The organism is Alteromonas naphthalenivorans, from assembly GCF_000213655.1.
In the GTDB taxonomy this organism is placed as follows: domain Bacteria; phylum Pseudomonadota; class Gammaproteobacteria; order Enterobacterales; family Alteromonadaceae; genus Alteromonas; species Alteromonas naphthalenivorans.
Genome location: NC_015554.1, coordinates 2148897 through 2172908, shown reverse-complemented (window position 1 = coordinate 2172908; position 24012 = coordinate 2148897). Strand labels below are relative to the sequence as shown.

24 protein-coding genes are annotated in these 24012 nt (G+C 43.6%); 7 read left to right on the top strand and 17 right to left on the bottom strand.

The window, feature by feature from the left end:
- Positions 1 to 5 precede the first annotated feature (5 nt).
- Positions 6 to 428, top strand: a complete 423-nt coding sequence (locus AMBT_RS09495) for a DUF4826 family protein (RefSeq protein ID WP_013784404.1) — start codon at positions 6 to 8, stop codon at positions 426 to 428.
- A gap of 35 nt (positions 429 to 463) precedes the next feature.
- On the opposite strand, the gene AMBT_RS09490 is transcribed toward AMBT_RS09495, so the two are convergent.
- The 7 genes from AMBT_RS09490 to AMBT_RS09460 form a co-directional block, all read right to left on the bottom strand.
- Positions 464 to 931 (bottom strand): GNAT family N-acetyltransferase, encoded by a 468-nt coding sequence (locus tag AMBT_RS09490; RefSeq protein WP_013784402.1) that lies wholly within the window; start codon positions 929 to 931, stop codon positions 464 to 466.
- Positions 932 to 940: 9 nt separating this feature from the next.
- Positions 941 to 2107 (bottom strand): JmjC domain-containing protein, encoded by a 1167-nt coding sequence (locus AMBT_RS09485; protein WP_013784401.1) that lies wholly within the window; start codon positions 2105 to 2107, stop codon positions 941 to 943.
- Positions 2108 to 2166: 59 nt separating this feature from the next.
- Entirely contained in the window at positions 2167 to 3456 is a 1290-nt protein-coding gene (locus tag AMBT_RS09480; RefSeq protein ID WP_013784400.1) for an adenylate/guanylate cyclase domain-containing protein, read from the bottom strand.
- Between the two features lie 68 nt (positions 3457 to 3524).
- Positions 3525 to 4892, bottom strand: a complete 1368-nt coding sequence (gene purB, locus AMBT_RS09475; RefSeq protein WP_013784399.1) for an adenylosuccinate lyase — start codon at positions 4890 to 4892, stop codon at positions 3525 to 3527.
- 14 nt (positions 4893 to 4906) lie between these two features.
- A complete protein-coding gene (gene hflD, locus AMBT_RS09470) occupies positions 4907 to 5533 on the bottom strand; it encodes a high frequency lysogenization protein HflD (RefSeq protein ID WP_013784398.1) in 627 nt (208 codons plus the stop codon).
- Positions 5533 to 6660, bottom strand: coding sequence for a tRNA 2-thiouridine(34) synthase MnmA (mnmA, locus tag AMBT_RS09465; RefSeq protein ID WP_126872213.1), 1128 nt, complete (start codon positions 6658 to 6660; stop codon positions 5533 to 5535). The genes hflD and mnmA overlap by 1 nt, the downstream gene beginning before the upstream one ends.
- Before the next feature lie 289 nt (positions 6661 to 6949).
- Positions 6950 to 7492 (bottom strand): rRNA large subunit pseudouridine synthase E, encoded by a 543-nt coding sequence (locus AMBT_RS09460; protein WP_013784396.1) that lies wholly within the window; start codon positions 7490 to 7492, stop codon positions 6950 to 6952.
- Positions 7493 to 7915: 423 nt separating this feature from the next.
- Here AMBT_RS09460 and AMBT_RS09455 point away from each other — a divergent pair, with 423 nt between their 5' ends.
- On the top strand, positions 7916 to 10135 hold the full coding sequence (locus AMBT_RS09455; protein ID WP_013784395.1) for an NADP-dependent isocitrate dehydrogenase: 2220 nt from the start codon (positions 7916 to 7918) through the stop codon (positions 10133 to 10135).
- A gap of 408 nt (positions 10136 to 10543) precedes the next feature.
- On the opposite strand, the gene cspD is transcribed toward AMBT_RS09455, so the two are convergent.
- Positions 10544 to 10762 carry a cold shock domain-containing protein CspD gene (gene cspD, locus AMBT_RS09450; protein WP_013784394.1) on the bottom strand — a complete coding sequence of 73 codons (219 nt, stop codon included), beginning with the start codon at positions 10760 to 10762 and terminating at the stop codon, positions 10544 to 10546.
- A 198-nt stretch (positions 10763 to 10960) separates the two neighbouring features.
- On the opposite strand from cspD, the gene clpS reads away from it, so the two are divergent.
- On the top strand, positions 10961 to 11281 hold the full coding sequence (gene clpS / locus AMBT_RS09445; protein WP_013784393.1) for an ATP-dependent Clp protease adapter ClpS: 321 nt from the start codon (positions 10961 to 10963) through the stop codon (positions 11279 to 11281).
- 24 nt (positions 11282 to 11305) lie between these two features.
- On the top strand, positions 11306 to 13582 hold the full coding sequence (clpA, locus tag AMBT_RS09440) for an ATP-dependent Clp protease ATP-binding subunit ClpA (protein WP_013784392.1): 2277 nt from the start codon (positions 11306 to 11308) through the stop codon (positions 13580 to 13582).
- A 362-nt stretch (positions 13583 to 13944) separates the two neighbouring features.
- Here clpA and infA read toward each other — a convergent pair whose 3' ends face one another.
- The 4 genes from infA to trxB form a co-directional block, all read right to left on the bottom strand.
- Complete coding sequence (infA, locus tag AMBT_RS09435) at positions 13945 to 14163, bottom strand: translation initiation factor IF-1 (protein ID WP_013784390.1); 219 nt, start codon at positions 14161 to 14163, stop codon at positions 13945 to 13947.
- A gap of 75 nt (positions 14164 to 14238) precedes the next feature.
- A complete protein-coding gene (locus AMBT_RS09430) occupies positions 14239 to 14952 on the bottom strand; it encodes an arginyltransferase (RefSeq protein ID WP_013784389.1) in 714 nt (237 codons plus the stop codon).
- The gene (aat, locus tag AMBT_RS09425; protein ID WP_013784388.1) at positions 14949 to 15695 is read right to left on the bottom strand and encodes a leucyl/phenylalanyl-tRNA--protein transferase; all 747 of its coding nucleotides are present in this window, start codon (positions 15693 to 15695) and stop codon (positions 14949 to 14951) included. Before aat ends, AMBT_RS09430 begins: the two co-directional genes overlap by 4 nt.
- Before the next feature lie 53 nt (positions 15696 to 15748).
- Positions 15749 to 16714 carry a thioredoxin-disulfide reductase gene (gene trxB, locus AMBT_RS09420; RefSeq protein WP_013784387.1) on the bottom strand — a complete coding sequence of 322 codons (966 nt, stop codon included), beginning with the start codon at positions 16712 to 16714 and terminating at the stop codon, positions 15749 to 15751.
- A 606-nt stretch (positions 16715 to 17320) separates the two neighbouring features.
- Here trxB and yfbV point away from each other — a divergent pair.
- Positions 17321 to 17770: a terminus macrodomain insulation protein YfbV gene (gene yfbV, locus AMBT_RS09410; protein ID WP_013784385.1), complete on the top strand. Its 450-nt coding sequence runs from the start codon at positions 17321 to 17323 to the stop codon at positions 17768 to 17770.
- Between the two features lie 56 nt (positions 17771 to 17826).
- Here yfbV and AMBT_RS09405 read toward each other — a convergent pair whose 3' ends face one another.
- From AMBT_RS09405 to AMBT_RS09395, 3 genes are all read right to left on the bottom strand, one after another.
- The gene (locus AMBT_RS09405; protein WP_041452540.1) at positions 17827 to 18294 is read right to left on the bottom strand and encodes a SprT family zinc-dependent metalloprotease; all 468 of its coding nucleotides are present in this window, start codon (positions 18292 to 18294) and stop codon (positions 17827 to 17829) included.
- A gap of 64 nt (positions 18295 to 18358) precedes the next feature.
- Positions 18359 to 20224, bottom strand: a complete 1866-nt coding sequence (gene sppA / locus AMBT_RS09400) for a signal peptide peptidase SppA (protein ID WP_013784383.1) — start codon at positions 20222 to 20224, stop codon at positions 18359 to 18361.
- A gap of 101 nt (positions 20225 to 20325) precedes the next feature.
- Positions 20326 to 20535, bottom strand: coding sequence for a hypothetical protein (locus AMBT_RS09395; protein ID WP_013784382.1), 210 nt, complete (start codon positions 20533 to 20535; stop codon positions 20326 to 20328).
- A 60-nt stretch (positions 20536 to 20595) separates the two neighbouring features.
- Here AMBT_RS09395 and AMBT_RS09390 point away from each other — a divergent pair, with 60 nt between their 5' ends.
- Together AMBT_RS09390 and AMBT_RS09385 are read left to right on the top strand one after the other, a co-directional pair.
- Positions 20596 to 21225: an HvfX family Cu-binding RiPP maturation protein gene (locus AMBT_RS09390; RefSeq protein ID WP_013784381.1), complete on the top strand. Its 630-nt coding sequence runs from the start codon at positions 20596 to 20598 to the stop codon at positions 21223 to 21225.
- Positions 21226 to 21300: 75 nt separating this feature from the next.
- Positions 21301 to 21852 (top strand): NAD(P)H nitroreductase, encoded by a 552-nt coding sequence (locus AMBT_RS09385; protein WP_013784380.1) that lies wholly within the window; start codon positions 21301 to 21303, stop codon positions 21850 to 21852.
- Positions 21853 to 22136: 284 nt separating this feature from the next.
- Here the strand turns inward: AMBT_RS09385 and AMBT_RS09380 are convergent, their stop codons facing one another.
- Together AMBT_RS09380 and ansA are read right to left on the bottom strand one after the other, a co-directional pair.
- Positions 22137 to 22979, bottom strand: coding sequence for a DUF2797 domain-containing protein (locus tag AMBT_RS09380; protein ID WP_013784379.1), 843 nt, complete (start codon positions 22977 to 22979; stop codon positions 22137 to 22139).
- 9 nt (positions 22980 to 22988) lie between these two features.
- Positions 22989 to 23996 (bottom strand): asparaginase, encoded by a 1008-nt coding sequence (gene ansA / locus AMBT_RS09375; RefSeq protein WP_013784378.1) that lies wholly within the window; start codon positions 23994 to 23996, stop codon positions 22989 to 22991.
- Between the last annotated feature and the right edge of the window lie 16 nt (positions 23997 to 24012).

Here is a 24012-nt window from a genome sequence, read left to right as displayed (position 1 = left end):
ATAATATGACAGACAATACACCTCAAAATGAAATGACCGATCAGCAACGCAGTGAATGGGTGCGTGAGCAATTTCAAAAAGCCAATAAGCACCTTGCTGAAAATGGTGTGCTTTTTGAATCAGTTGTAACAAATGAAAGCCGCTACCTAGTACCTTACTTGGCGGTATGGAAGATAAAAGACACCAACAATGCGATGTATTGGGTAATGAGTGGTGATTTACCTACTGACTACATTGCTGAGTCTACGGCTGCTACTGCTCGCGATGCAATTAAGCATTTTGCAATGGCATGGCAATTAAAGGCGGCAAATTTACGTGAGTCAGACAGTGCGGATTCATCATCGTTGGAGTATGCAGAATTATTAGAAAGTAGAGCAGAAGGTTTGCACGCCATACAAAACCAAGATGAACTATGGCAAGGCGTTTAAGCTAACCTTTAATGGTGCAATTGCTAATGTATTAGCTAGTGCATTTGTGAAACATCGGGGAATGGAAAACGCTCTACAGGGCATTGCATGCGCTGACGTGCTACGCCACCGTCCATAAACACTTGCCCTTCGGGCTTAAAGCCTAAGCCTTGATGGTACGACACACTATCAAGGCTGCAGCTTACTTTTAAAATAGTGACGTTATGGCGATTGGCGACTTCTATTAAAGCCGCAAACAGCGCACGATAAACAGACATGTTTCGGTAACCGCGCTTCACTGCGATCCTGCCAATTTCTCCACACTGAGTTAACCGCCCGGTTGCAATGGGTAAGCTGGCTTCCTCACCTTCTTCCAAAAGCAGTACATGAAAAGCGCTGGCATCGCGCTCATCAAATTCACTGTCTTGGGGTACTCGCCATTCCAAAACGAATACATCTTCCCTGATTGCTTTAAGTCGATGCTTATCCCTTGCCCAATCGACGTTCTCTATCGTATAAGCCATGTGGTTGCGTTACGCTTCTATCCATTCCCAGTAACCCTTATTTACAAGTGTAGTTAATGTTGCTAAAAACGCAAAAGAGGGTAGATCAGGCAGGATTTCGGCAAAAAGTACGTCGTTGTTCAATAAAAGCTGAACCCATTGCTCATCTTCTTTGTTATAACTGAAACGTTCACCGTTAACATAAAAGAAGCGACCTTGGTGAGAAGGTGTCGTGTTTTCAGTATCTGTTGCAATGAGCGCACGTACTCCAGGGGCGGCTGCAAACTCCACACCTTCTTCAAACCCTGCGGTAATTTGGCTATCAGTATATAAATACTCAGGTGGATACTCTGGAAGGCCTTGTTCACTTAGTGATTCAAGCAATGCATGGGTGAAGTCATCGGAATTAATCGCTGTGATGAGCTGTTGCTTTAACGCGGCAATATCACTAGATTCAACTACTGCCGAAGGCATTGACAACTTTCTACCTGAATCGGTAAATCGCACATTAATGTCGCTGGTTTCTAACATTAACGAAAGGCTATCGGCGAGCTGACTGGTTTCAGGGGCACGAAAGCCTACAGAGTAGGTTAAGCAGTCTTCCAACGCTTTGCCATCATGAGGCCAACCCGGCGGAATATACAGTACGTCACCTGGGTTTAGTACTTCATCAATAATAGGGTCGAAGCCTTCAATTTGACGAAGTTTAGGGTGTGGGAATACTTCTTTGTATTCTCCAGGCTTACCTACGCGCCAACGACGCTGACCCTTTCCCTGCACTAAAAATACATCGTATTGGTCGATATGCGCGCCAACACCTGCATTTTTAGTGGCAAAACTTACCATTAGGTCGTCTAAACGCCAATTTGGAAGAAAGCGGAAGGGTTCAAGAATGTCAGCTACGTCATGTACGTACCTGTCTACACTTTGTACAAGTAGTGTCCATGCACCTTCGCAAACGGCTTCAAAATCATGAATTGGCCCTTGATGAACTTTCCATTCGCCTGCGCCATCCGCTGGGTTGCCACTGGTATTTTCAAAGCTTAGTAGTCGGCTATCTATTTCTTCTTCTTGGGCTAAGCCGGCCAAATCGTGCTCATCGATAGGATCTTCAAAATCTTGAAAAAAGCCACGTAATACAACAGGCTTTTGTTGCCAATAATGAGATAGAAAATGTTCTATATCGAATTCTTTCATTAAGTAATCTCCACGCATCTATGGGGGTATTATCGTTTATTCTATAAAGGGTTACTAGCTTAGTGTGTATTAGTAAGCCGGTGTTCGAAGGCGGCCAATTCACCAATTTTGCTATCAATTAAAATGGGGCAGAATTTAGCTTGGGTTTCAGCGGTTAAATGAGAAAATGTACTATCGCAAACGGTAACAGCATTCCCTTTGCAATGTTGTTCTAGCATAGACGCCAAATTAACCGTGTTGCCCCACACATCGAAAATGCCGTGCTGTCTTCTAGGCATGCCAGCAGTAACAGGGCCTGCTGCAACGCCGATACGAATTTGGCAAGGCCAACCTTCTTTTAACGCAAAGATTTTAAAGGTGGCGGTAACAGCAAGCGCAAACAACACGCCGTTATTTATATGATGTGCACTTTTTTGTTCGCCTTTTTGTTTGCCATTTGAAGCACTTAAAGGAGGAAACATACACAGTTCGCTAACCGCCATGTATTCATCGCCATTCGTTTTTACTGGGTACATTTTATGGGCAGCGGCTAACACATCAATTTGGCTGTAAAAGGCATCCAATGCCTCTATCACTTTTTGTTCTCCAAACAAGGGGGCCAGTGTTTGATAACCTTTTATATCTGCAAATAACACACAGGCCGAGGAGAAGCTTTGCCGCATTAGCCCGGTCGAAAAGCCTGTTGATGCACTACTTGAAAACCTACTTAAAGGAGTATTCGGAACATGGCTCAAAGGGGGAGTAAAAGCGCTTGTAAGCTTGGCGGCAGGGGTTGCTTTTATCAACAATTGCCGTGTATGACGGTAGTTCACAGCAAGGTGATGAAGGTGGCGCCGGCTATGAGCATGCAAGGTCAGTATAAGTCCCACGCTGGCTAGAGTTAGGGTAATACTATTGCTACGACGAATAGCGCCTTGCCAACCGTGAAGTGAGTAGCTAAATAGGCCATCAATAGCACAGAATGTTAGGGCGAAAAGCAACCCCCAGTAAAGTCGTGGACGTTGCTCATGCTGGCTAAATACCCCCACACAGCATAAGCAGCCAATCAATAAAAAGTGCTGAATGTACATGTCGCCACGCCATAGGAATGTCGCTAGCACAATATAGCTGTAATAGCTGGTTAACAGCAGTGTACGGGCCCGCGTTGGCAGGCCTTTGTTGCACAAATATAGCGTGGTAAATGCACAAAGAATATGAAAGGTCAGATTCCACCACAGTGCAATATGGTGTGCGCTGTAGTGAGCATACGCCATCAATAGCGGTGTTTGTAACAACAAGCACAGGGCAAAAAAGCGTGCAGTTGCGTGAATTATTGCCGCTTTTGAATGAAATGTTTTGTGTGTAAGCATGCCTAAATCCCAACCATAAAAAAACGCGGACTGGCCGCGTTTTTAAGTGTATGGAAAAGGCGATGCCTTTATAACTGATCTACTAGCCTGATTGCATCACCAATGTAGCTTGCAGGTGTTAATGCTTTAAGGTCAGCTTTTGCTGCTTCTGGCATGTCTAAGTTATCAATAAACTCAGCCACGATTTCAGCGTTAACCTTTTTACCACGGGTCAACTCTTTCAATTTCTCGTAAGGCTTTTCAATACCGTAACGACGCATTACCGTTTGAATTGGCTCAGCTAGTAATTCCCAGTTGTTATCAAGTTCATTCAACAAGCTTTGCTCGTTAACTTCTAACTTGCTAATACCTTTAAGGGTAGCTTGATAAGCGATTACCGCATAACCTACACCCACACCCAAGTTACGAAGTACGGTGGAGTCGGTTAAATCACGCTGCCAGCGAGAAATAGGAAGCTTCGCGGCCAAGTGATTAAAGATAGCGTTAGCTAGGCCTAAGTTACCTTCCGAGTTTTCAAAATCGATAGGGTTAACTTTATGCGGCATGGTTGAAGAGCCAATTTCACCGGCAATGGTTTTTTGCTTAAAGTGACCTAGAGCAATATAACCCCACACATCACGATCGAAATCGATAAGAATGGTATTAAAGCGGGCTACTGCATCAAACAACTCGGCAATATAATCATGCGGTTCAATTTGCGTGGTATATGGGTTCCACGATAAGCCTAGCGATGTGACAAACTTTTCAGACTCGCTGTGCCAGTCTACATCAGCGTAAGCAGATAAATGGGCATTGTAGTTACCTACGGCGCCATTAATTTTGCCTAAAATTTCAACCTTAGCAATTTGTGCGCGTTGACGCTTCAAACGCATTGCCACGTTAGCCATTTCCTTACCCATGGTAGAAGGAGAGGCGGGTTGGCCGTGAGTACGTGCCATCATTGGAATATGTTGGTATTCCTTGGCAAGTGCTATTAAGGCATCGATAAGTTTGTCACAGTAAGGTAGCAACACGGTATCACGGGCTTCGGTAAGCATTAGGCCGTGAGAAAGGTTGTTAATATCTTCAGAGGTACATGCAAAGTGAATAAACTCGTTCACAGCAGATAATTCGCTGTTGCTAGCCACTTGCTCTTTTAGAAAGTATTCAACCGCTTTAACATCGTGGTTGGTGGTGCGCTCAATATCTTTAATGCGCATAGCATCATCAACACTAAAGTTAGCCACAATAGCATCTAATAATGCGTTTGAGGTATCAGAAAACGCAGGAACTTCTTCAATTTTAGTGTTCGCCGATAGCATTTGCAGCCAACGTACTTCCACTTCAACACGGTATTTCAGTAAGCCGTATTCGGAAAAAATACTACGTAATTCTACGCTTTTTCCAGCATATCGACCATCGACAGGGGAAATTGCAGTTAACTGACTCAGTTCCACCTTCAGCTCCTTAACTAGTTTATCAGCCTGAGCGCCTTTACAGCGCTATTTAAAATTTGTTTTCTGCGAAACAAAATGTTCCGACGTTTACCACCCATTTGACGCCACATTACCGCGGCGCGCACGCCTGCAAGTAATATAGCGCGAACTTTGTGCTGCGTAGCCGGTTGGCCAAGATGATCCGGATTACCCGCAATTTGAATACGCGGTGCTAATGGACTAATAATATCGCTGTATATACTGGCCAACGACGACACAATTTGCGGGTTTTGAAAGTCTACATGCGCCAATTGACGCTGCACGTGAGAAATACGCTCTGCCAGTTCTTTCATGGCGGCAGGTTTACGTGCAAGTTTTCTTTCAAGACCAAGAATGCTGGCAATATAACGGGTCAGCTCGGTGTCTTTGCTCTGTTGTTTATCTGATAACTGTGCGAATAAGGTTTTATATCCTACTTCAAGGTTACTTAACTTGCCGAACACTTGCTGTGGATTTTCAGGATCGGTAACCAATATACTGGAAAGACTCGCTTCCACCGCTTCGTCGTTTGCGGTGCCTTTTCTTGCAAGGCTTTGCACAAGCGCCGCCGATTGGCAAACGCCAGCCAAAGCTAAATTATTTTCTACGTCGGTATCTAACATTAACGGATATAGCTCTCAATAATTCCGCCGCCTAAACACACTTCATCTAGGTAGAAAACGGCAGATTGACCAGGTGTAACCGCTTTTTGCGGCTCATCAAAAATAACTTCAATCATATCATCATTGATTGGCGCGATTGCGCAGGGGATATCAGTTTGACGATAACGAGTTTTTACCACTGCTCGCATAGGTTCTGTAATAGTAGTACGGTCTACCCAATGCAGTTGTTTTGCCACCAAGCCTTTAGAGTATAGGCGAGGGTGGTCGGCACCTTGGCCTACAATTAATACGTTGCGTGCTACGTCTTTATCTACCACATACCAAGGCTCTTCACCGTATTTAGCATGGCCACCAATGTGCAGCCCTTTGCGTTGTCCTAGGGTGTGATACATCAAGCCTTCATGTTTACCAATTTCTTCCCCTTCCGCGGTTTCAATAATGCCGGGTTGGGCAGGTAAGTAGCGGCCTAAAAAGTCTTTGAATTTACGCTCACCAATAAAACATATGCCGGTGGAATCTTTTTTGTCGTGGGTGATTAGCCCTTGTTCTTCAGCAATTTTACGTACCAGAGGCTTTTCAATATCGCCTACAGGGAACAAGGTTTTCGCTACGTGTTCTTCACCTAGGGTATAGAGGAAGTAGCTTTGATCTTTATTTTCATCCAACCCGCGCAATAGCTGCCACTTGCCATCTTGATGGCGGCGGCGCACGTAATGACCGGTTGCAATATAGTCTGCACCTAAGTCTTCGGCGGCAAATTCAAGGAACGCTTTAAACTTAATTTCCTTGTTGCACATTATATCGGGGTTAGGCGTTCTGCCTGCTTTGTATTCTTCTAGGAAATACTCAAATACGTTATCCCAGTATTCAGCGGCAAAATTGATGGTGTGAAGCTCAATGCCTAATTTGTCAGCGACGGCTTGTGCATCTTTTAAATCTTCGGCGGCTAAGCAATATTCATCATTATCATCTTCTTCCCAGTTCTTCATGAACAAGCCTTCTACCTGATAGCCTTGCTGTAATAGCAAGTAGGCAGAAACGGAAGAGTCGACGCCGCCGGACATTCCGACGATCACTTTTTTGCTCGCGTTTGATTCAATATCAGTCACAACGTAGATAACACTCATTTAGGTTGATTTCAGGGTGGCGGATTTTACCAGATAAAGCACACCAATTCACATAATAAAGCGATTGTGTTCAATCGTTTTGCTTTCTCGACAAATTTTATTGTCGGGATGCGTAAATTGGTCGTTTAAATGCGTATTTCAAGCGCCGAATTTCAATATTCAATAAATCAAAAAGCTATAACTAATAATGAACGTAATCACAGTTAGGTTTCATCATTACAGTGACGTATTAAAAAAAGAAACACACTATTGAGTATTTGAAGAAATCGGCATTACTATAACGCTGATGTTAGAAACACACGTATTTGCCATTATCGATGCCATCAATGGTCCAGTTGCCCACGCGATAGCGCACCAAACGTAATGTAGGAAAGCCAATGTGGGCGGTCATGCGTCTAACTTGGCGGTTCCTGCCTTCACTGATTGTGATAGACAACCAGCTAGTAGGAATAGCTTGACGAAAACGAACTGGCGGGATCCTGTCCCATAGTTCAGGTGGGTCTATAGCCACAACTTTTGCGGGTTTGGTCATACCGTCTTTAAGCTCAACGCCGTTCCGTAAGGCGTCTAGCGCGGCCTCGTTAGGAATACCTTCAACTTGTACCCAATAAGTTTTGCTGGTCTTGGCTTCGGGGTGCGCCAGTTTATGTTGTAGTTTTCCGTCGTTAGTCAGCACCAATAACCCTTCGGAATCTCTGTCTAATCGACCGGCAGCATATACCCCAGGTATATCAATATAGTCTTTGAGGGTTTCTCGGCCGTCCGCATCGGTAAATTGAGACAGTACTTGAAATGGTTTGTTGAATAATACGATTTTGCTTTCGTTTGCCATGGTGTGAATAATTACTCTTATTCGAGGGATACTTTCTATTGCAAAAGCCTATCACAATGCGCGAAAAACTGCCCAAATAAGACACGGCTAAAACCAAAAAGGGCATAAAAACATGTGGGAAATTCGGTGAAATTCAGGCAAGTCGTCGGTTAAGACAATGGTATGACTTGTAACTAAAAGTTTCGACCTTATACTAATGTTCGCAGTTATAAAAATAACAGACTGCCCATTCGTGTTGAGTGCATGAAGGTTGCGTTAATCTCAGCATGAGGACGAAAACAACAAGTGGTTCTGTTGTTAAGTGCAACAGAACATAAAACATCAATTACGTATCGTAGTGACCGAAGGCTTTCCACATGCTTTGTGTTAGTGCGACTAATGGACTAAAACGGTAGTACGCTACCGATAACATTGAGGTACATAATGACCAAGTCTAAGATCATCTATACTAAAACAGATGAAGCGCCAATGCTGGCGACGTACTCGTTGCTTCCTATTATTAAGAAGTTTGCTAGTGCTGCCGATGTTGAAGTAGAGCTAAGTGATATCTCTCTTGCAGCCCGTGTGTTGGCTACTTTCCCCGAGTTTCTTTCTGAAGAGCAACGTGTACCTGATACGTTATCTGAACTTGGTGCGATGACGCAAGATCCTGAAGCTAACATCATTAAATTACCAAACGTTAGTGCGTCTATTCCTCAGTTACGCGCCACTATCGCCGAGCTAAACGAAAAAGGTTTTAACGTACCAGCTTTCCCAGACTCGCCTAAAACTGACGAAGATCAAGAGATTCGTGAGCGTTATGGCAAGGTACTAGGTAGTGCAGTAAACCCTGTATTACGTGAAGGGAACTCAGATCGCCGTGCACCCACTGCGGTTAAGAACTTTGCCCGTAAGCACCCGCATTCAATGGGCGAGTGGTCACAAGCATCTCGCACTCACGTAGCGCACATGCGCGGCGGCGACTTCTACTCAGGTGAAAAAACAGTAACCGTTGAAAAAGAAGGCTATGTAAGCATTGAATTTACCGGTAGTGACGGTAGCAAGAAAACCCTTAAGCCTAAGGTGAATTTACTTGCTGGTGAAGTTATTGATGCAATGTACATGAGCAAAAAAGCACTGTGTGAATTCTTCGAAGAACAAATTGAAGATGCGAAAAACACAGGCGTTTTATTCTCGTTACATGTTAAAGCGACAATGATGAAGGTATCTCACCCCATCGTATTTGGTCACTGCGTTAAAGTATTCTACAAAGACTTGTTTGAAAAATGGGGCGACCTTTTTGAAGAACTAGGCGTTAACGCTAACAACGGTCTTGGTAGTGTATACGATAAAATTGCTAGCCTTCCTGAATCTCAGCGTTCTGAAATTCAAAAAGACATCAATGCTTGTTATGCCGACCGTCCACCTATCGCAATGGTGAACTCAGACAAAGGTATTTCTAACCTACACGTACCAAGTGACGTAATTGTAGATGCTTCTATGCCTGCAATGATCCGTAACTCTGGTCAAATGTGGGGACCGGATGGAAAGTCGCACGATACGAAAGCGGTTATTCCTGAAAGCACGTACGCGACTATTTACCAAGAAGTAATCAACTTCTGTAAAACCCATGGTGCATTCGATCCAACAACAATGGGTACAGTACCTAACGTTGGTTTAATGGCACAGAAAGCGGAAGAATACGGTTCACACGATAAAACGTTTGAAATGGAAGCTGACGGTACGGTACAAGTTGTTGATCAAGACGGTAACGTATTGATGGAACATGCTGTTGAGGAAGGCGATATCTGGCGTATGTGTCAGGTGAAAGACGCACCTATTCAAGACTGGGTTAAGCTAGCGGTTACTCGTGCACGCCAATCTGGTATGCCAGCAGTATTTTGGTTAGATGATGAGCGTGCTCACGATGCGCAGCTAATCACTAAAGTAGAGACTTACTTGAAAGACCACGATACGTCAGGTTTAGATATTTCAATCATGGCACCTGTTCGCGCTATCCGTTTCAGCATGGAACGTGCAATTCGCGGCCTAGATACTATTTCAGTAACCGGTAACGTACTACGTGATTACCTAACTGACTTGTTCCCAATTCTTGAGCTCGGCACCAGTGCTAAAATGCTTTCAATTGTGCCTCTAATGGCAGGCGGCGGTTTGTATGAAACTGGCGCTGGTGGTAGTGCACCTAAGCATGTTCAACAGTTTGTTGAAGAAGGCCACCTTCGTTGGGATTCACTGGGTGAGTTCTTAGCGTTAGCGGTTTCACTTGAAGACGTTGCTATTAAGCACGATAACAAGAAAGCAAAAATTATCGCTACTGCGTTAGACAAAGCGACTGAAACATTGCTTAACAATGGTAAGTCACCAATGCGTAAAGCGGGCCAATTAGATAACCGTGGTAGCCACATTTATCTTGGTTTGTACTGGGCAGAAGAAGTGGCTAACCAAACTGAAGACGCTGACTTAGCGGCACAGTTTAAAGCGGTATATGACGAACTATCGGCTAAAATCGATACGATCATTACTGAGATTGATGAATCTCAAGGTAAGCCTCAGGATATCGGTGGTTACTACTACCCTGATTCAGAGAAATTAGAAGCGACTATGTCGCCTAGTGAAACCTTGAAAGCAATTCTAAACGCTTAATAAAACTAAATAGGTTACTGATTTTTTAGTCACCTGTTTTAAAAGCGCTCCTGACCAAATAGTCAGGGGCGCTTTTTTTATATTTATTAACATTTAAAACAATCCTATCGGAGTAAATTTTTAAAAAATTTACTTATCTTTATGCTAATTAATTTTGGTTTTTTGCTGGTTAGTGCAATTTAATCTAACAATGTGAGTGAGCAGAAAGGCAATTTATCTGAATTAAACTCAGAATATTTAAAAATAAGTAATAATTAAAAGAAGCGTTGCGAGGAAATAAAGAAAATTTAATAAAAAGAGTAGAGCAGACTCATCTATGAGAGTGAACGATTGTCGACTCCCTAAGAAAAAACCCACTGCTGCCTAAGTAGGCAACAACAGGCTTCTGTAGAATATGTTCGGTGTTACTTAACGCTCTGGTTCTTCTTTAAAGCCTATGTTTTCGGCGTGTAGGCCTTTAGGGCCCTGTTGCACGTCATACGTGACTTCTTGACCAGCTTTAAGTGAGCGATATCCTTCCATTTGGATAGTTGAGTAGTGTGCGAAAATATCTTCACCACCATCTTCAGGTACAATAAAACCAAATCCTTTCGCGTTGTTAAACCATTTAACTTTGCCAATCGCCATACTTCGACTTCCTCTTAATCCTTGAACTAACACGATTATGCCCCCACAATATAATTGAAGGCAGCGTGACGTGTTTTGAAAACAACAACGTCACCTCTAAAATGTAGATTTTTTAACCATATTATGTCAAGTGCAAATGTGAATTAATTTTATCCTAAAGTTAGTGAGACATCTGCCAACAAAGCACTATTATTAATTATGAGTAGAGACAACGCCATTAGCATCGAAAGGGAAAAACTCAAAGACGCGCAGCGCCAAAAAACGCAGCCGCCGCCAATGTATAAAGTGTTGTTGAACAACGACGATTACACGCCAATGGATTTTGTAATTGAAGTGCTCATGCAATTTTTCAATATGGATGCTGAGAAAGCGCATCAAATTATGCTAACAGTACACTACCAAGGTAAGGCGGTTTGTGGCATTTTTACTGCTGAGATAGCAGAAACCAAGGTGATGCAGGTTAATCAGTATGCGCGTAAGCACAATCATCCGCTTATGTGTACTATGGAACAGGCGTAAGTCAATTTGTAGAGGGCGAGCGAAATGTTAAATAAAGAATTAGAACAAACGTTGAATGATGCGTTTGTATTTGCCAGAGAACATCGCCATGAGTTTATGACGGTCGAGCATTTATTGCTGGCGCTACTTGATAACTCGGCAGCCCGTGAAGCACTGCATGCCTGCGGTGCGGATATTGAAGCAATTAAAAGTGAGCTGATTTCTTTCGTTAAAGACACTACCCCGTTGATTCTTGACGAGCAAATGAACGAACGAGAAACGCAGCCTACCTTAGGTTTTCAGCGCGTGCTCCAACGCGCAGTTTTCCATGTGCAATCATCTGGTAAAGAAGAAGTCACTGGTGCCAACGTACTTGTGGCTATTTTCAGTGAGCAAGAGTCTCAAGCCGTTTTCATTCTCAAAAAGTCTGATGTAACCCGCTTAGATATTGTTAACTTCATTAGTCACGGTGTGAGTAAAGCCGAAGATGATGCGCCACTTAACCCAGAAACGGGTGAAGAGGGTGAAGGCGGTGAAGAAAGCGGGTCGGCACTAAGTAAATACGCGACAGATTTAAATCGCCACGCCAAAGAAGGCAAGGTAGACCCATTGATTGGGCGCGATAAAGAAGTCGAGCGCACGATTCAGATTTTGTGTCGCCGTAGAAAAAATAACCCGCTGCTTGTGGGTGAAGCTGGCGTAGGTAAAACCGCTATTGCTGAAGGGTTAGCCTATCGAATTGTAAACGAAGACGTGCCTGAAGTTATCAGCAACAGTACCGTTTACTCGCTAGACTTAGGTGGCCTACTAGCCGGCACTAAATATCGTGGTGATTTCGAGAAACGCTTAAAAGCGATATTGAAAGAATTATCGAAAGACGAAGACGCCATTTTGTTTATTGATGAAATTCATACCATCATTGGTGCTGGTGCGGCATCTGGCGGTGTTATGGATGCATCTAACTTGCTGAAGCCTAAGCTTTCAAGCGGTGAACTTCGTTGTATTGGCTCAACAACTTATCAGGAATACCAAGGTATTTTTGAAAAAGACAGAGCCTTGGCCCGTCGTTTCCAAAAAGTGGATGTGACTGAGCCAAGCGTAAGCGACACTACCAAAATTCTACTTGGCCTTAAAAGCCGATATGAAGATCATCACAACGTACGCTATACACAAAAAGCTATTCAGGCTGCAGCTGAGCTTTCGGCTAAGTACATAAACGAACGTCACTTGCCTGATAAGGCTATTGATGTGATGGATGAAGCCGGTGCAAGCCAGCGCTTGTTGCCGCAATCGAAGCGTAAGAAAACGATTGGGGTAGGGGATATTGAGCAGATTATTGCGAAGATGGCTCGAATCCCTGAAAAGTCCGTCTCCGCGTCTGACAAAGAAGTACTTAAGAACCTTGGCCGCAACCTTAAAATGATGGTGTTTGGCCAAGACAAAGCCATAGAGACGCTTAACGACGCTATTTTGCTATCGCGTTCAGGGTTGGGTGCGGAAGAAAAACCAATTGGTAGTTTCTTGTTTGCAGGGCCTACCGGTGTGGGTAAAACCGAAGTCACGCAGCAACTTGCTAAAATAATGGGCGTTGAGTTGGTTCGTTTCGATATGTCTGAGTACATGGAACGCCATGCGGTTAGCCGTTTGATTGGTGCGCCTCCAGGTTATGTAGGTTTTGAGCAAGGTGGATTGTTAACCGATGCGGTTATTAAAAACCCATACTCAGTGGTACTGCTAGATGAAATCGAGAAAGCGCACAGTGATATCTACAACATTCTGTTGCAGGTCATGGATCACGGTACGCTTACCGACAACAATGGCCGCAAGGTAGACTTTAGAAATGTAGTATTGGTAATGACGACCAATGCGGGTGTACAAGAAACGGTGCGCAAGTCTATTGGCTTTAAACAGCAAGATCATAGCCACGATGCGCTATCTGAAATCAACAAGGTGTTTACCCCTGAATTCAGAAACCGCTTAGACGGCATCATCTGGTTTAATCACCTAGATGCTGAGGTTATCTTGCAGGTTGTTGATAAGTTCATTATCGAGCTTCAGGCGCAGCTGGACGTTAAAGGAGTATCTTTAGAGGTTACCCCTGCAGCACGTGCTTATTTAGCCGAGAAGGGCTACGACAAGTCCATGGGTGCCCGTCCTATGTCTCGCTTAATCAAAGAAGAGATTAAGAAAGAACTGGCGAATGAATTGCTGTTTGGTGAATTAACGAAAGGCGGCGACGTTAAAGTAGATTTGAACGACGATAAGTTGGAGTTTGAATATTCGGGCGTTGATGCAGTTAAAGAAGAAACAGAGTCTAGCTAACACCTAGTGACCTTGTTGCACTAGACGTGTAATGTTGAATAAAAAATGCTGCGCCTGAAAGGGTGTGGCATTTTTTTTGTTTTTAAAACCTTGAGCCTCTAACGCGATAAACGCGATAAACGCGATAAACGTGAAAGGGCTAGGCAGTTTGATTGCCTGTTGATGCAAAGTGCCAAATTCTAAGTGTCAAATACTAAGCGCTAAACCCAAACCCCAAATGCAAACCCAAACACTTTAATGCTAAACCCCAAGCGTTAGGGTACTGCCAAATGCCTTCGCGGGGCTTAACTCTACACATACAAAAAAGCCCAATGATTTACATTGGGCTTTTTTTTGGAATGCGTTGACCGCTTAATGGCTCATTATCTGGCGCGATAAATGATACGACCTTTTGTTAGGTCATAAGGAGTCATCTCAACAGTGACCTTATCGCCAGTAAGAATTCGGATATAGTTTTTACGCATCTTACCAGAAATATGTGCTGTCACTACGTGACCATTCTCTAGTTCAACACGGAACATAGTATTAGGTAGGGTGTCTTGAACCGTACCTTCCATTTCAATACAATCTTCTTTTGCCATGTAAAGCAGTTACCTCAGTAATTCAAATTTTTTGCCGCGCAGACATTAACCAATCTTGCGTTGCGTGTAAAGCGATTAAGCAGGTTTTTTATCAAAACGGTGCCATTTGTTGCCAGAAAATTGCTCATAAGGGAAAAATTTATGCTTATAAGACATTTTTTGGCATTCTTCTACGTAATATCCCAAGTAGACAAAATCTCGTTCTTGTTGCTTTGCCTGCTCGATTTGCATCATGATCATCCACGTCCCAAGAGACGATGAGTGATAATCAGGATCGTAAAAAGTATAAAGTGCCGATAAGGCTTGATGCTCTTCGCCATTGTCGATGGTGTCTGTCACTGCTACTGCAATCAACGTATCGCCATCGTAGGCTTCAATAAATTGGGGGCGTTTCCACTCGCACAAAATAAAGTTTTCAAACTGTTCGCTAGAAGGCGGATACATACTACCATCGGTGTGCCGGGCGCAAATATATTTCTCGTACAATGGGTAATATAAATGATTGGCGCTCTTGGCGCTGGTTACTACAAAATGTTGGTTGCGATTGAGTATACGCTTTTGACTTTTAGAAGGACAAAAAGTAGCCACCGGTATTCTTACCGATTCACAGGCATGACAGTCTGGACAGTGTGGGCGGTAGATTTGCTCACCGCTGCGTCTAAACCCTACTTGAATAAGTTGACCGTAACGCCACGCAAGCTGGTTATCTGATTCGGCATAAACCAGTAATTGTTCTTGTTGATTGGGCAAATAGCTACAATCAAAAGATTGCGTAATTCCAAATCTCACGGTGTGATAACCTGCGGATGCCACTGATGCATGTAGTCGGTAGTTAAAGAGCCTTCATCGGTTAGAGTGTGGTTGCTAGTTTGCAGTTTTTCAATAAATTCGTTACGGAAAATTGTTTTCGCACCCAGTGAGGCAAGATGATCCGTTGGCAGCTGACAATCAATGAATGCCATCTCGTTACGCTTCATGTGCTCAACTAACGCTAGCATAGCCAATTTAGAGGTGTTGCTTTGTTTGTGAAACATAGACTCACCGCAATACACTTTCCCTACACCTACGCCGTATAAGCCTCCAACAAGCGCATCACCGTCCCACACTTCTACCGAATGCGCTAAACCAAGCTGATGCAAATAACTGTAAGCTTTTTGCATATCTTCTGTTATCCAGGTGTCTTGACTGGGCGCTTGTGAATTCGGATTCTTACGTGGAATATTGGCACAGGCATTAATCACAGAATCGAAGGCGTGATTTAACGTCACCTTGTAGCGCTTTTGTCGAGCCAGTTTGCGTAAACTTTTCGAACACACAAAATCATCTAACTCGATAATAGAACGTGGATTGGGCGACCACCACAACAAGGGTTCATCATCGCTAAACCAAGGAAATATTCCGCTAGAATAGGCAGAAAAAAGACGCTGGGCGCTAAGATCTGCGCCAAAGGCTAGTAGGCCGTTTGGATCGTCAAGTGCTTCAGATACAGGAGGAAAGGGTGTATCAATGTCTAAATAAGGCAGCGCTATCATAAAAGGAAAGACATCAAGCCCTGAAAATGGCAGGGCTTGAAATCGAACAAGGCTTAGCCTTGCTCAGGCATAAAGCCATCTAAGTATTTTTCTGCATCTAACGCAGCCATACAGCCTGTTCCCGCAGACGTTATTGCTTGACGGTAGATATGGTCGCTCACATCACCGGCAGCAAATACACCTTCAACACTGGTTTGCGTTGCATTGCCATGCAAGCCGCTATTTACCACAATGTAGCCGTCTTTCATTTCAAGCTGTTCAGCGAAAATGTCAGTATTAGGCTTGTGGCCGATAGCCACGAAAAGACCCATTACATCAATTTCTTCGGTGGCTTCACCATCGGTTTCTTTAATACGAATTTTCGTTACACCCATTTCGTCACCCATGACTTCATCAAGGGTACGGTCTAAGTGTAATACCACATTGCCATTTTCCGCTTTGTCGCGAAGACGCTGTTCAAGAATTTTTTCACTACGGAAAGTATCACGGCGATGCACAACGTGAACTTCAGACGCAATGTTAGATAAATACAAGGCTTCTTCCACTGCGGTATTACCACCGCCAATGACCGCTACTTTTTGGTTACGATAGAAAAAGCCGTCACAGGTAGCACAGGCCGAAACCCCTTTACCCATAAACGCTTGTTCAGATTCCATACCAAGATATTTAGCAGATGCACCTGTGGCAATAATTAAGGCGTCACACGTGTATGTGCCACTGTCACCATAAAGAGTGAAAGGACGCTTGGTTAAGTCTGTTTTATTAATATGGTCGAAGATAATTTCAGTATCGAACTTCTCTGCATGCTTTTGCATACGAACCATAAGGTCAGGACCGGTTAGTCCTTCAGGATCGCCTGGCCAGTTTTCTACTTCTGTGGTCGTAGTAAGCTGTCCGCCTTGCTGGATCCCCGTCAAAAGCACAGGTTCTAGGTTTGCTCTAGCTGCATAAACTGCCGCTGAGTAGCCTGCTGGGCCCGATCCTAAAATAAGTAGGCGAACATGTCTGTTATCTGCCATTTGTATCTCCAACTAATGCCCATTTATCCGGGCTGAATTCTGCTATAATTTTGAAGCGAAGCTTGCCAACTGTCTGTCGCGCTGTCACTACGCTATAGGTAGCTAGGTAAGGACTGTACCTTGCTTTTTCAACTGCTAATCGGCCAATACCTTTGAAAAACACGATACCTTCGCACAATAGCACTGAAAGAAGGGCATTATGATGCCTTCATGATGATGAAAAGTCACCCATCTGATGTACTTGGTGATAATTAATTATGCAATTAAGTCTGTTTTTAAATTATTTATAATAAAAGGCGGCGATATTGCGACGAACTTGCGTTGTATTAGGCGAAATTCGTATTACAATTCATGTTGTAGCAATACGTTAAATCTGTGCTTTAGAAATCATGTTTAGACACCATATTAACCTTGAGCGCTGGGGTAATAATTAAGTGTTTGTATTATCACTGAGCTTTATGGCAAAAACAGCGTTTAAATATGCATAGCGTTTTAATTTGCGATAGTCACGAGCCAATACGGCGTTAAAGCGGCGCCAACTGGCTATTAGTGAATAAGAACAAGTATCCAGAGTGCGCTACTTACTGAAGCGAAATGAGGTGGTTTATGTCACAGTCTGTGATAACAATGCTAAAAGATGGCCAGCACTACATGAAAACCTGGCCCGTCAAAAAAGAACTGTATGCCTACTTCCCTGAATGTAGGGTGGTTGCAGCCACGCGTTTTGCTATAAAGACCATGCCACCTGCGGCGATACTCTCTTGCGCACTGTTACTTCAGAACATGGGCACAGACTATTTCCCCCAAACTATCACTATAGGTGCATTCTTTCTCAGTATTCCGCTTCAGGGATTATTGTGGTTGGGTCATCGTTCAAACCAATACTTACCACCGCAGTTAAATAGCTGGTATCTAGATATTCACAGCAAGATGCGCTCTGAAGGTTGTAATGTATCGTCGGTCAAATCGAAACCGAAATATAAAGAATTGGCAGCGTTGCTCAAAACTGCTTTTAATGATTTAGATAATGTATTTACTAAACATTGGTTCCGCTAAAATACGGTTGCTTGTTACTTTGTCGAAGCACGTTCGCGAGCTAGCGAATTAACCAACTAATTAACTAACTTTTCTTCTACAAGTACGCCATTGCATTTTCGGCACTTGTACTGCGCCCCTTTTAAAATTTTGTTGTGTCGTCTTATTGTCAGTTGGTGTGAACTGCAAAGGCAGGCATAGTTGAACAACTTACCAATCACGCCTTTTACATCAAAACTGTGGGTAGCGTTAGCCGGACGCTTAAACACATCAACCATAATCGCCTGCCATTCCACACCGTGGGGTTTTACCTTTTTGAATAATTGCCAAGTAAGTAAATGGCTCACTTCATGGGGAATGACATCTTCGATAAATTCGTGTTCATTCTGTTTGAATAGTTCGGGGTGTAAGTTAATGCGATTTTGTTGAAGAAACGCAGTGCCTGCATTTTTACCAGAGCGTCTAAAGGTAAGCGCAGGGCGGGGGAATGTGCGCTTAAAATATTCATCAGCGCGTTGGTAGCAGCCTTCTACAGCATCAGCAATGTGCTGACGCTGTAGAGAGGTTAAATCATGGTTTGCTATAGTAGTACCTTACCTACGTGACTAATTATTCTACTTGGCACTGCAGGCAAAGAATATAGGTACCCATCGGGTCGTTCAGTTCGTTGAAAATACTGAACTCGCCTAATACACGTTTAAATTCATTAATTAGCGCAGAGTCTGAGTTAGCAAACTGCCACTTTCCAACAAACGTAAAGGCTTGACCGAAGAACTCTTTCCAAAACAGTTCTTGTGCTGAAAGTGTACGTTGAACATAGAATGTATCGTAGTTTTCTAGTGCAGCGAATTCTGCCGCGGCATTAACAGCGTCTTCTAGCGTGCCCAGTTCATCAACTAGTCCAAGTTCTAAGGCGTCGGTACCAATCCATACACGGCCTTGTGCAACGTCATCTACTTCATCTACCGTCATATCTCGGGCGTTCGATACCAAAGATAAGAAGTTACCGTAGCTAGTTTCAACATTACGTTGCAAAATTTGACCAAATTCTGGTGCTAAAGGGCGTACTGCTGAGAAACCCGCTAGCTCATTCGAGCCAACACCATCACTATGAATGCCTAAGTAATCAAGTGAGTTTTCGTATGTCATAAACATGCCGAATACGCCGATAGAGCCAGTAATAGTGCTTGGGCTGGCAAAAATGCGATCGGCGTTTGCTGCAATCCAATAACCGCCTGATGCAGCGTAAGTACTCATAGAAACCACCACCGGTTTACCTGCGTTTTTCAACTCAAGTACTTCTTGGCGGATAATCTCTGAACCTAACGTACTGCCCCCTGGGGAATCTATTTGCAGTACTACTGCTTTAACGTTTTCATCTAGACGTGCTTTACGCAATAACCGTGCAGTACTGTCGCCGCCAATGGTGCCCGCTTTTTGATTGCCATTTAAAATAGTGCCCTTCGCTACCACAATAGCCACCTTATCGATGTCACTATTGATAGACGGTAGGGGAGGATTAACGACTTTCAAGTAGGTGTTAAAGTTAGTCACGTTAACACCGTGATTGTCTTCGTTTTCGCCCACAAGACCGGTAAGTTCAACGCGAACCTCTTCTCGGGTTTTTAGTGCATCTACCCAATTATTTTGTAATGCGTAATTTGCAAAATCCCCACCAGCTTGTTCAAACTTAGCCAGTAAGCCTTCCAAGGTTTCATCAAAGTTGGAAAGTGGGATGCCACGGGCCGCAGCAACGTCTTCTTTATATTGCTGCCAGTAACCGTCTAACCATTTACGCTCAGCTTCTTTGGCCGCTTCAGACATATCGTTGCGAATAAGTGGTTCTACGGCAGATTTATAAGTACCCACGCGGAAAATATGTGTAGTAACTTTAAGTTTTTCCAGGAAATCTTTGAAATACATGCCATAACGACCATAGCCATCTAGCAGTAATGAACCCATAGGATTGAGATAAACGTGATTCGCATGAGACGCAAGGTAGTACTGCTCTTTAGTGTAGTAGTCACCAATAGCGTAAACAGGCTTTTCAGAGGTTTTGAAATCGTTGATGGCGCGCGCAACTGTGCGAAGTTTGTCTAAACCGCCGCCAGATAAACCTTGAAGGTCTAAAACTAACGCTTTAATCCGTCTGTCTTGCTTAGCGTTTTCGATAACCTTTACGACATCACGCACTAGCACTTCTGGGTTATCAGGCTCTGACCCCATGGCATCTTGTAAAAACTGTTCAAAGGGATCGACAGACTCTTTTTCAATAACAAGTTGTCCGTTCAACGTAAGTAAAAGCGCACTATTCGCTTTAACCGTAAGTTGGTCGTCTTCTTGAGAGGTAATCGCAATGATTATGCCAACAAAAATCACCAGAAAAATGACATTGAAAAAAAGCTTACGGGTGAAGTTTAAAACCGTCCACAGGCCAATAAATAAGGATTTAGTCCAGTTTCCTTTGGCAGCCATAAATTACATTACCTTCTGTTTGTTTAACTCTATTATGTTACCGAATCGAAACTAGATCGCTAACTTATTTGTAATTGTTTGTGATTGTACCGCAAAGTCACTCACTTATGGGCATTCTCGTCATCTGTTAGCCATTGCGCAATCACTTCAGCGATGTGCTTATGATCATTCGCGCTTAGTTGCATCATTAAGTCGCCAGTGGTCTTTTTATAGCCTACTTTTTTGTGGCCACGCACAAACAACCGCTTAAGCGGTGATGTTTTTTGCGTATCCCGTGGTTGTTTTCTATTGTTAAGTGAAAGTTTATTCACTTCATCACGTTCCTATAACAATACGTTAAAAACCAAACTCCATTAACAAGGCGCTTGATAATGATAAAGCAATTATACGCGAACCTCTTTAAAAAACTAAGTGTGGCAGATGGAATACCATTACTGTTGTTAAGGCTTTATTTAGCCCCTGTCATGATTCAAGCTGGTTGGAATAAGGCGAGCAGCTTTTCGTCCATTGTTGACTGGTTTGGTAATGAAGACTATGGATTGGGATTGCCATTTCCGCTCGTGCTTGCTTTTCTAGCCACTGCTGCTGAGTTAGTAGGCGGTATATTCTTATTACTCGGTTTACTTACTAGGTTGGTGGCTATTCCGTTGATGGTAACCATGTTAGTGGCCATATTCACCGTGCACATCGACAACGGGTGGTTAGCCATTGCCGATGCATCATCTTGGCTAGCCGATGGCACTATTTTGATGAACGACAGTGTCATGGCGGCACCTGAGAAATTAAGTGCTGCTAAATCTTTACTGCAAACGTATGGCAACTACGATTGGCTTACTTCCAGTGGTAGTTTAGTGGTGCTAAATAATGGTATTGAATTCGGTGCTACCTATTTTGTGATGCTGCTGGTGCTATTTTTCTATGGGGGTGGTCGCTATGTAAGTATTGATTACTTCGCCCTAAGTTGCGAGATAACAACTTTAGGTAGCCTGCCCCTAAAATAGACCCGCTATGCTGGTCTTTTCTCATAATAGAACGTAGGATCTTCATAACGCTTTGTTCGATAATAGGATACTGAAATGGATGCACTTACGTTACTGCTTAACAGAAGCTCTCAACCTAGACTTACTGCGCCTGCTCCGTCAGGTGATGCGCTTGAAAACATTATGCAAGCTGCACTTCGTGCCCCTGATCATGCGTGTTTAACGCCGTGGCGTTTTATCGTTTGTGAGGGTAAAGGGCTAGATAAACTAGGCAGTTTATATGAGCAATCTGCTATCGATAACGATAAGTCTGAGAAAGAAATTGAGCGGGCAGTGCAGTTACCTCGTCGAGCACCTATGATTATGGTGGCGATTGCTAAGCATGTTGAACATGAAAAAGTCCCCCGTGTAGAGCAAATTGCTTCTGCATCGTGTGGGGTGATGGCTATGCAAATGGCTGCAGTAGCCCAGGGGTTTAATGGCATGTGGAGAACGGGAAGTTATGCCCATTGCGATACGGTAAAGCGTGGTTTTGATTTAAACGATGACGACGAGATAGTTGGGTTTTTATATTTAGGTACGCCAGCGTTTGAACCTGCGGCGAAACCCGAACGTGATACTTCTGACTACTTTGAATATTGGCGCTAACCCCCTAGCTTTTTGAATGCTGGACGGCAGTTTCACGCTTTATGCTATAGGGTTGGTGCTAAGAGGTTTATGTGACGAGCTTTGCATTACAAGGTTATTGCTAAGAGATTAACGCTACGAGATTAGCGCTACGAGATTAACGTTACGAGCTTTGCGTTACAAACTTTATGTTACACGCTTAGGCAGAAAGCTAACCGTGCAGACAAAGTATAGGACAACATTATCTGCACGGATTGCGCGGGAAGGGGCGGTGTTACAATTTGAGCCACCTCTTATCCCAAACTTTATCCTACATGCAGATTTACATTGTATCCGGCGTATTTACGGATATTGATAACACGGTCGCCATCCAGCATCCAATACTGGCCTTTAATTCCAGTGAGTACGCCTTCAAATTCTGGGGTTTTATCTAAGTTAATCGATTTGATTTTTTCAGGATAAGTATCAACAGGGTAGTGAATGTTATGCACTTCACCATCGGCTTCAGACACCGCTTGTATCCCTTTTGTCTGCTGAATTTGAGCTAATCCATCAGCAATTTTCGACAATATAGTGGCTTTTACCTCAAGTAAATCAACCTGATCTGGTGCACTTTTCAACATAGTGCGCCAATTGGTTTTATCGCCAATATGCTCTTTGCAAAGCATTTCCACTAGGCCGCTGGTGAGCCTGTCTGTTACGCGTAACATGACCGTGGCTTGGGTAGCACCCTGATCCATCCAGCGGGACGATACCCCATCAGTAACGTGGCGAGTGATGCCGACTTTTACATTGCCGGTGTTAGCTAAGTACACAAAGTGCTCGCTAAAGCAGTGTTCTTCGCCCCATTGCGGTTCTCGACATGTTCCTTCGTGGTAGTGACATTTTTCAGGTTTAATAATACAGCTATCGCATTGGGCTAATGAAATTAAGCAAGGGTAGCAATAGCCTTGGCTAAAGCTTTTTTTGGTCTTTCTATTGCAATGTACGCAGTTAATGTCGCCCGTAAAATCTAGGGAAACCTTTTGGCCGATAACTGGGTTTATATCTACCTTGTGTTCTCCAATAGGAAGCTGGTAGTTTACCGTGTTGTTGTCGTCAGCATGAGTGCGCATTTTTCTAAGCGCACCGCTATAAGATGTGGTCATGGTGTATTCCTATTCGCTTAGCTCGCCGCAGAGGTTTTGGGTAAGCTTGGCTTTAATGGTTTCAAACGGCAGATTCTTACTTAATAAATAATGTAATTTTGCCAATGCTGCTTCGGGGGTCATATCGCTGCCAGATAACACGCCCACTTCTTGTAAACCATGCCCAGTGGCATACCCGCCCATGTTGACGCGACCGCGCATACACTGGGTGCAATTAAGCACCGGTATTTGCCTGTCCCTTGCATATTCTAATTGAGCAATTAGGGCTGGGCTTTGGGGGGCATTTCCCACGCCGTAACTTAATAAAATGAGTGCATTTACCGGTTGTTGCAAGGTATTTTTAAGCACTTCTGAAGAAATGCCAGGGTACAAACTTACCATACCAATGGGCTGAGCTTTTACACTCGAAACCTTCAGGGGTTTATCTGACTTAGTGGCAAGTTCACCGGCTTTAAGGCGGATGTTAATACCTGCTTCAAGAAGTGGTGGGAAGTTAGGTGAATCGAAGGCACTGAATCCATCGGCATCTACCTTACGACTGCGATTTCCCCGTAATAAGCGGTTATTGAAAAACAAACCGACTTCTGCAATGGGGAAATTAGCCGCAACGTAAAGCGCGTTTAGCAGGTTAACTTGACCGTCAGAACGCAGCTCTGCAAGAGGAATTTGTGAACCAGTAACTATCACAGGCTTGGTTAAGTCTTCCAGCATAAAGCTCAATGCCGAGGCTGTATACGCCATGGTATCTGTGCCATGCAAGATGATGAATCCGTCGTATTTATCATAGTTTTCTGCAATATCATCGGCAATGCGCTGCCAATCAGAAGGGTCCATATCCGATGAATCAATCAGGTTATCGTACTCATGCAGTGTGAATAATGGCATTTCACTACGATGAAACTCAGGCATGTCATTCAATGTATCACCAAGGAACCCAGCTGCAGGAATATAACCATGATCTGATGGTTTCATCCCGATGGTGCCGCCTGTGTAGGCAATATAGATATGTTTACGCATTGCGTAACCTCACTTC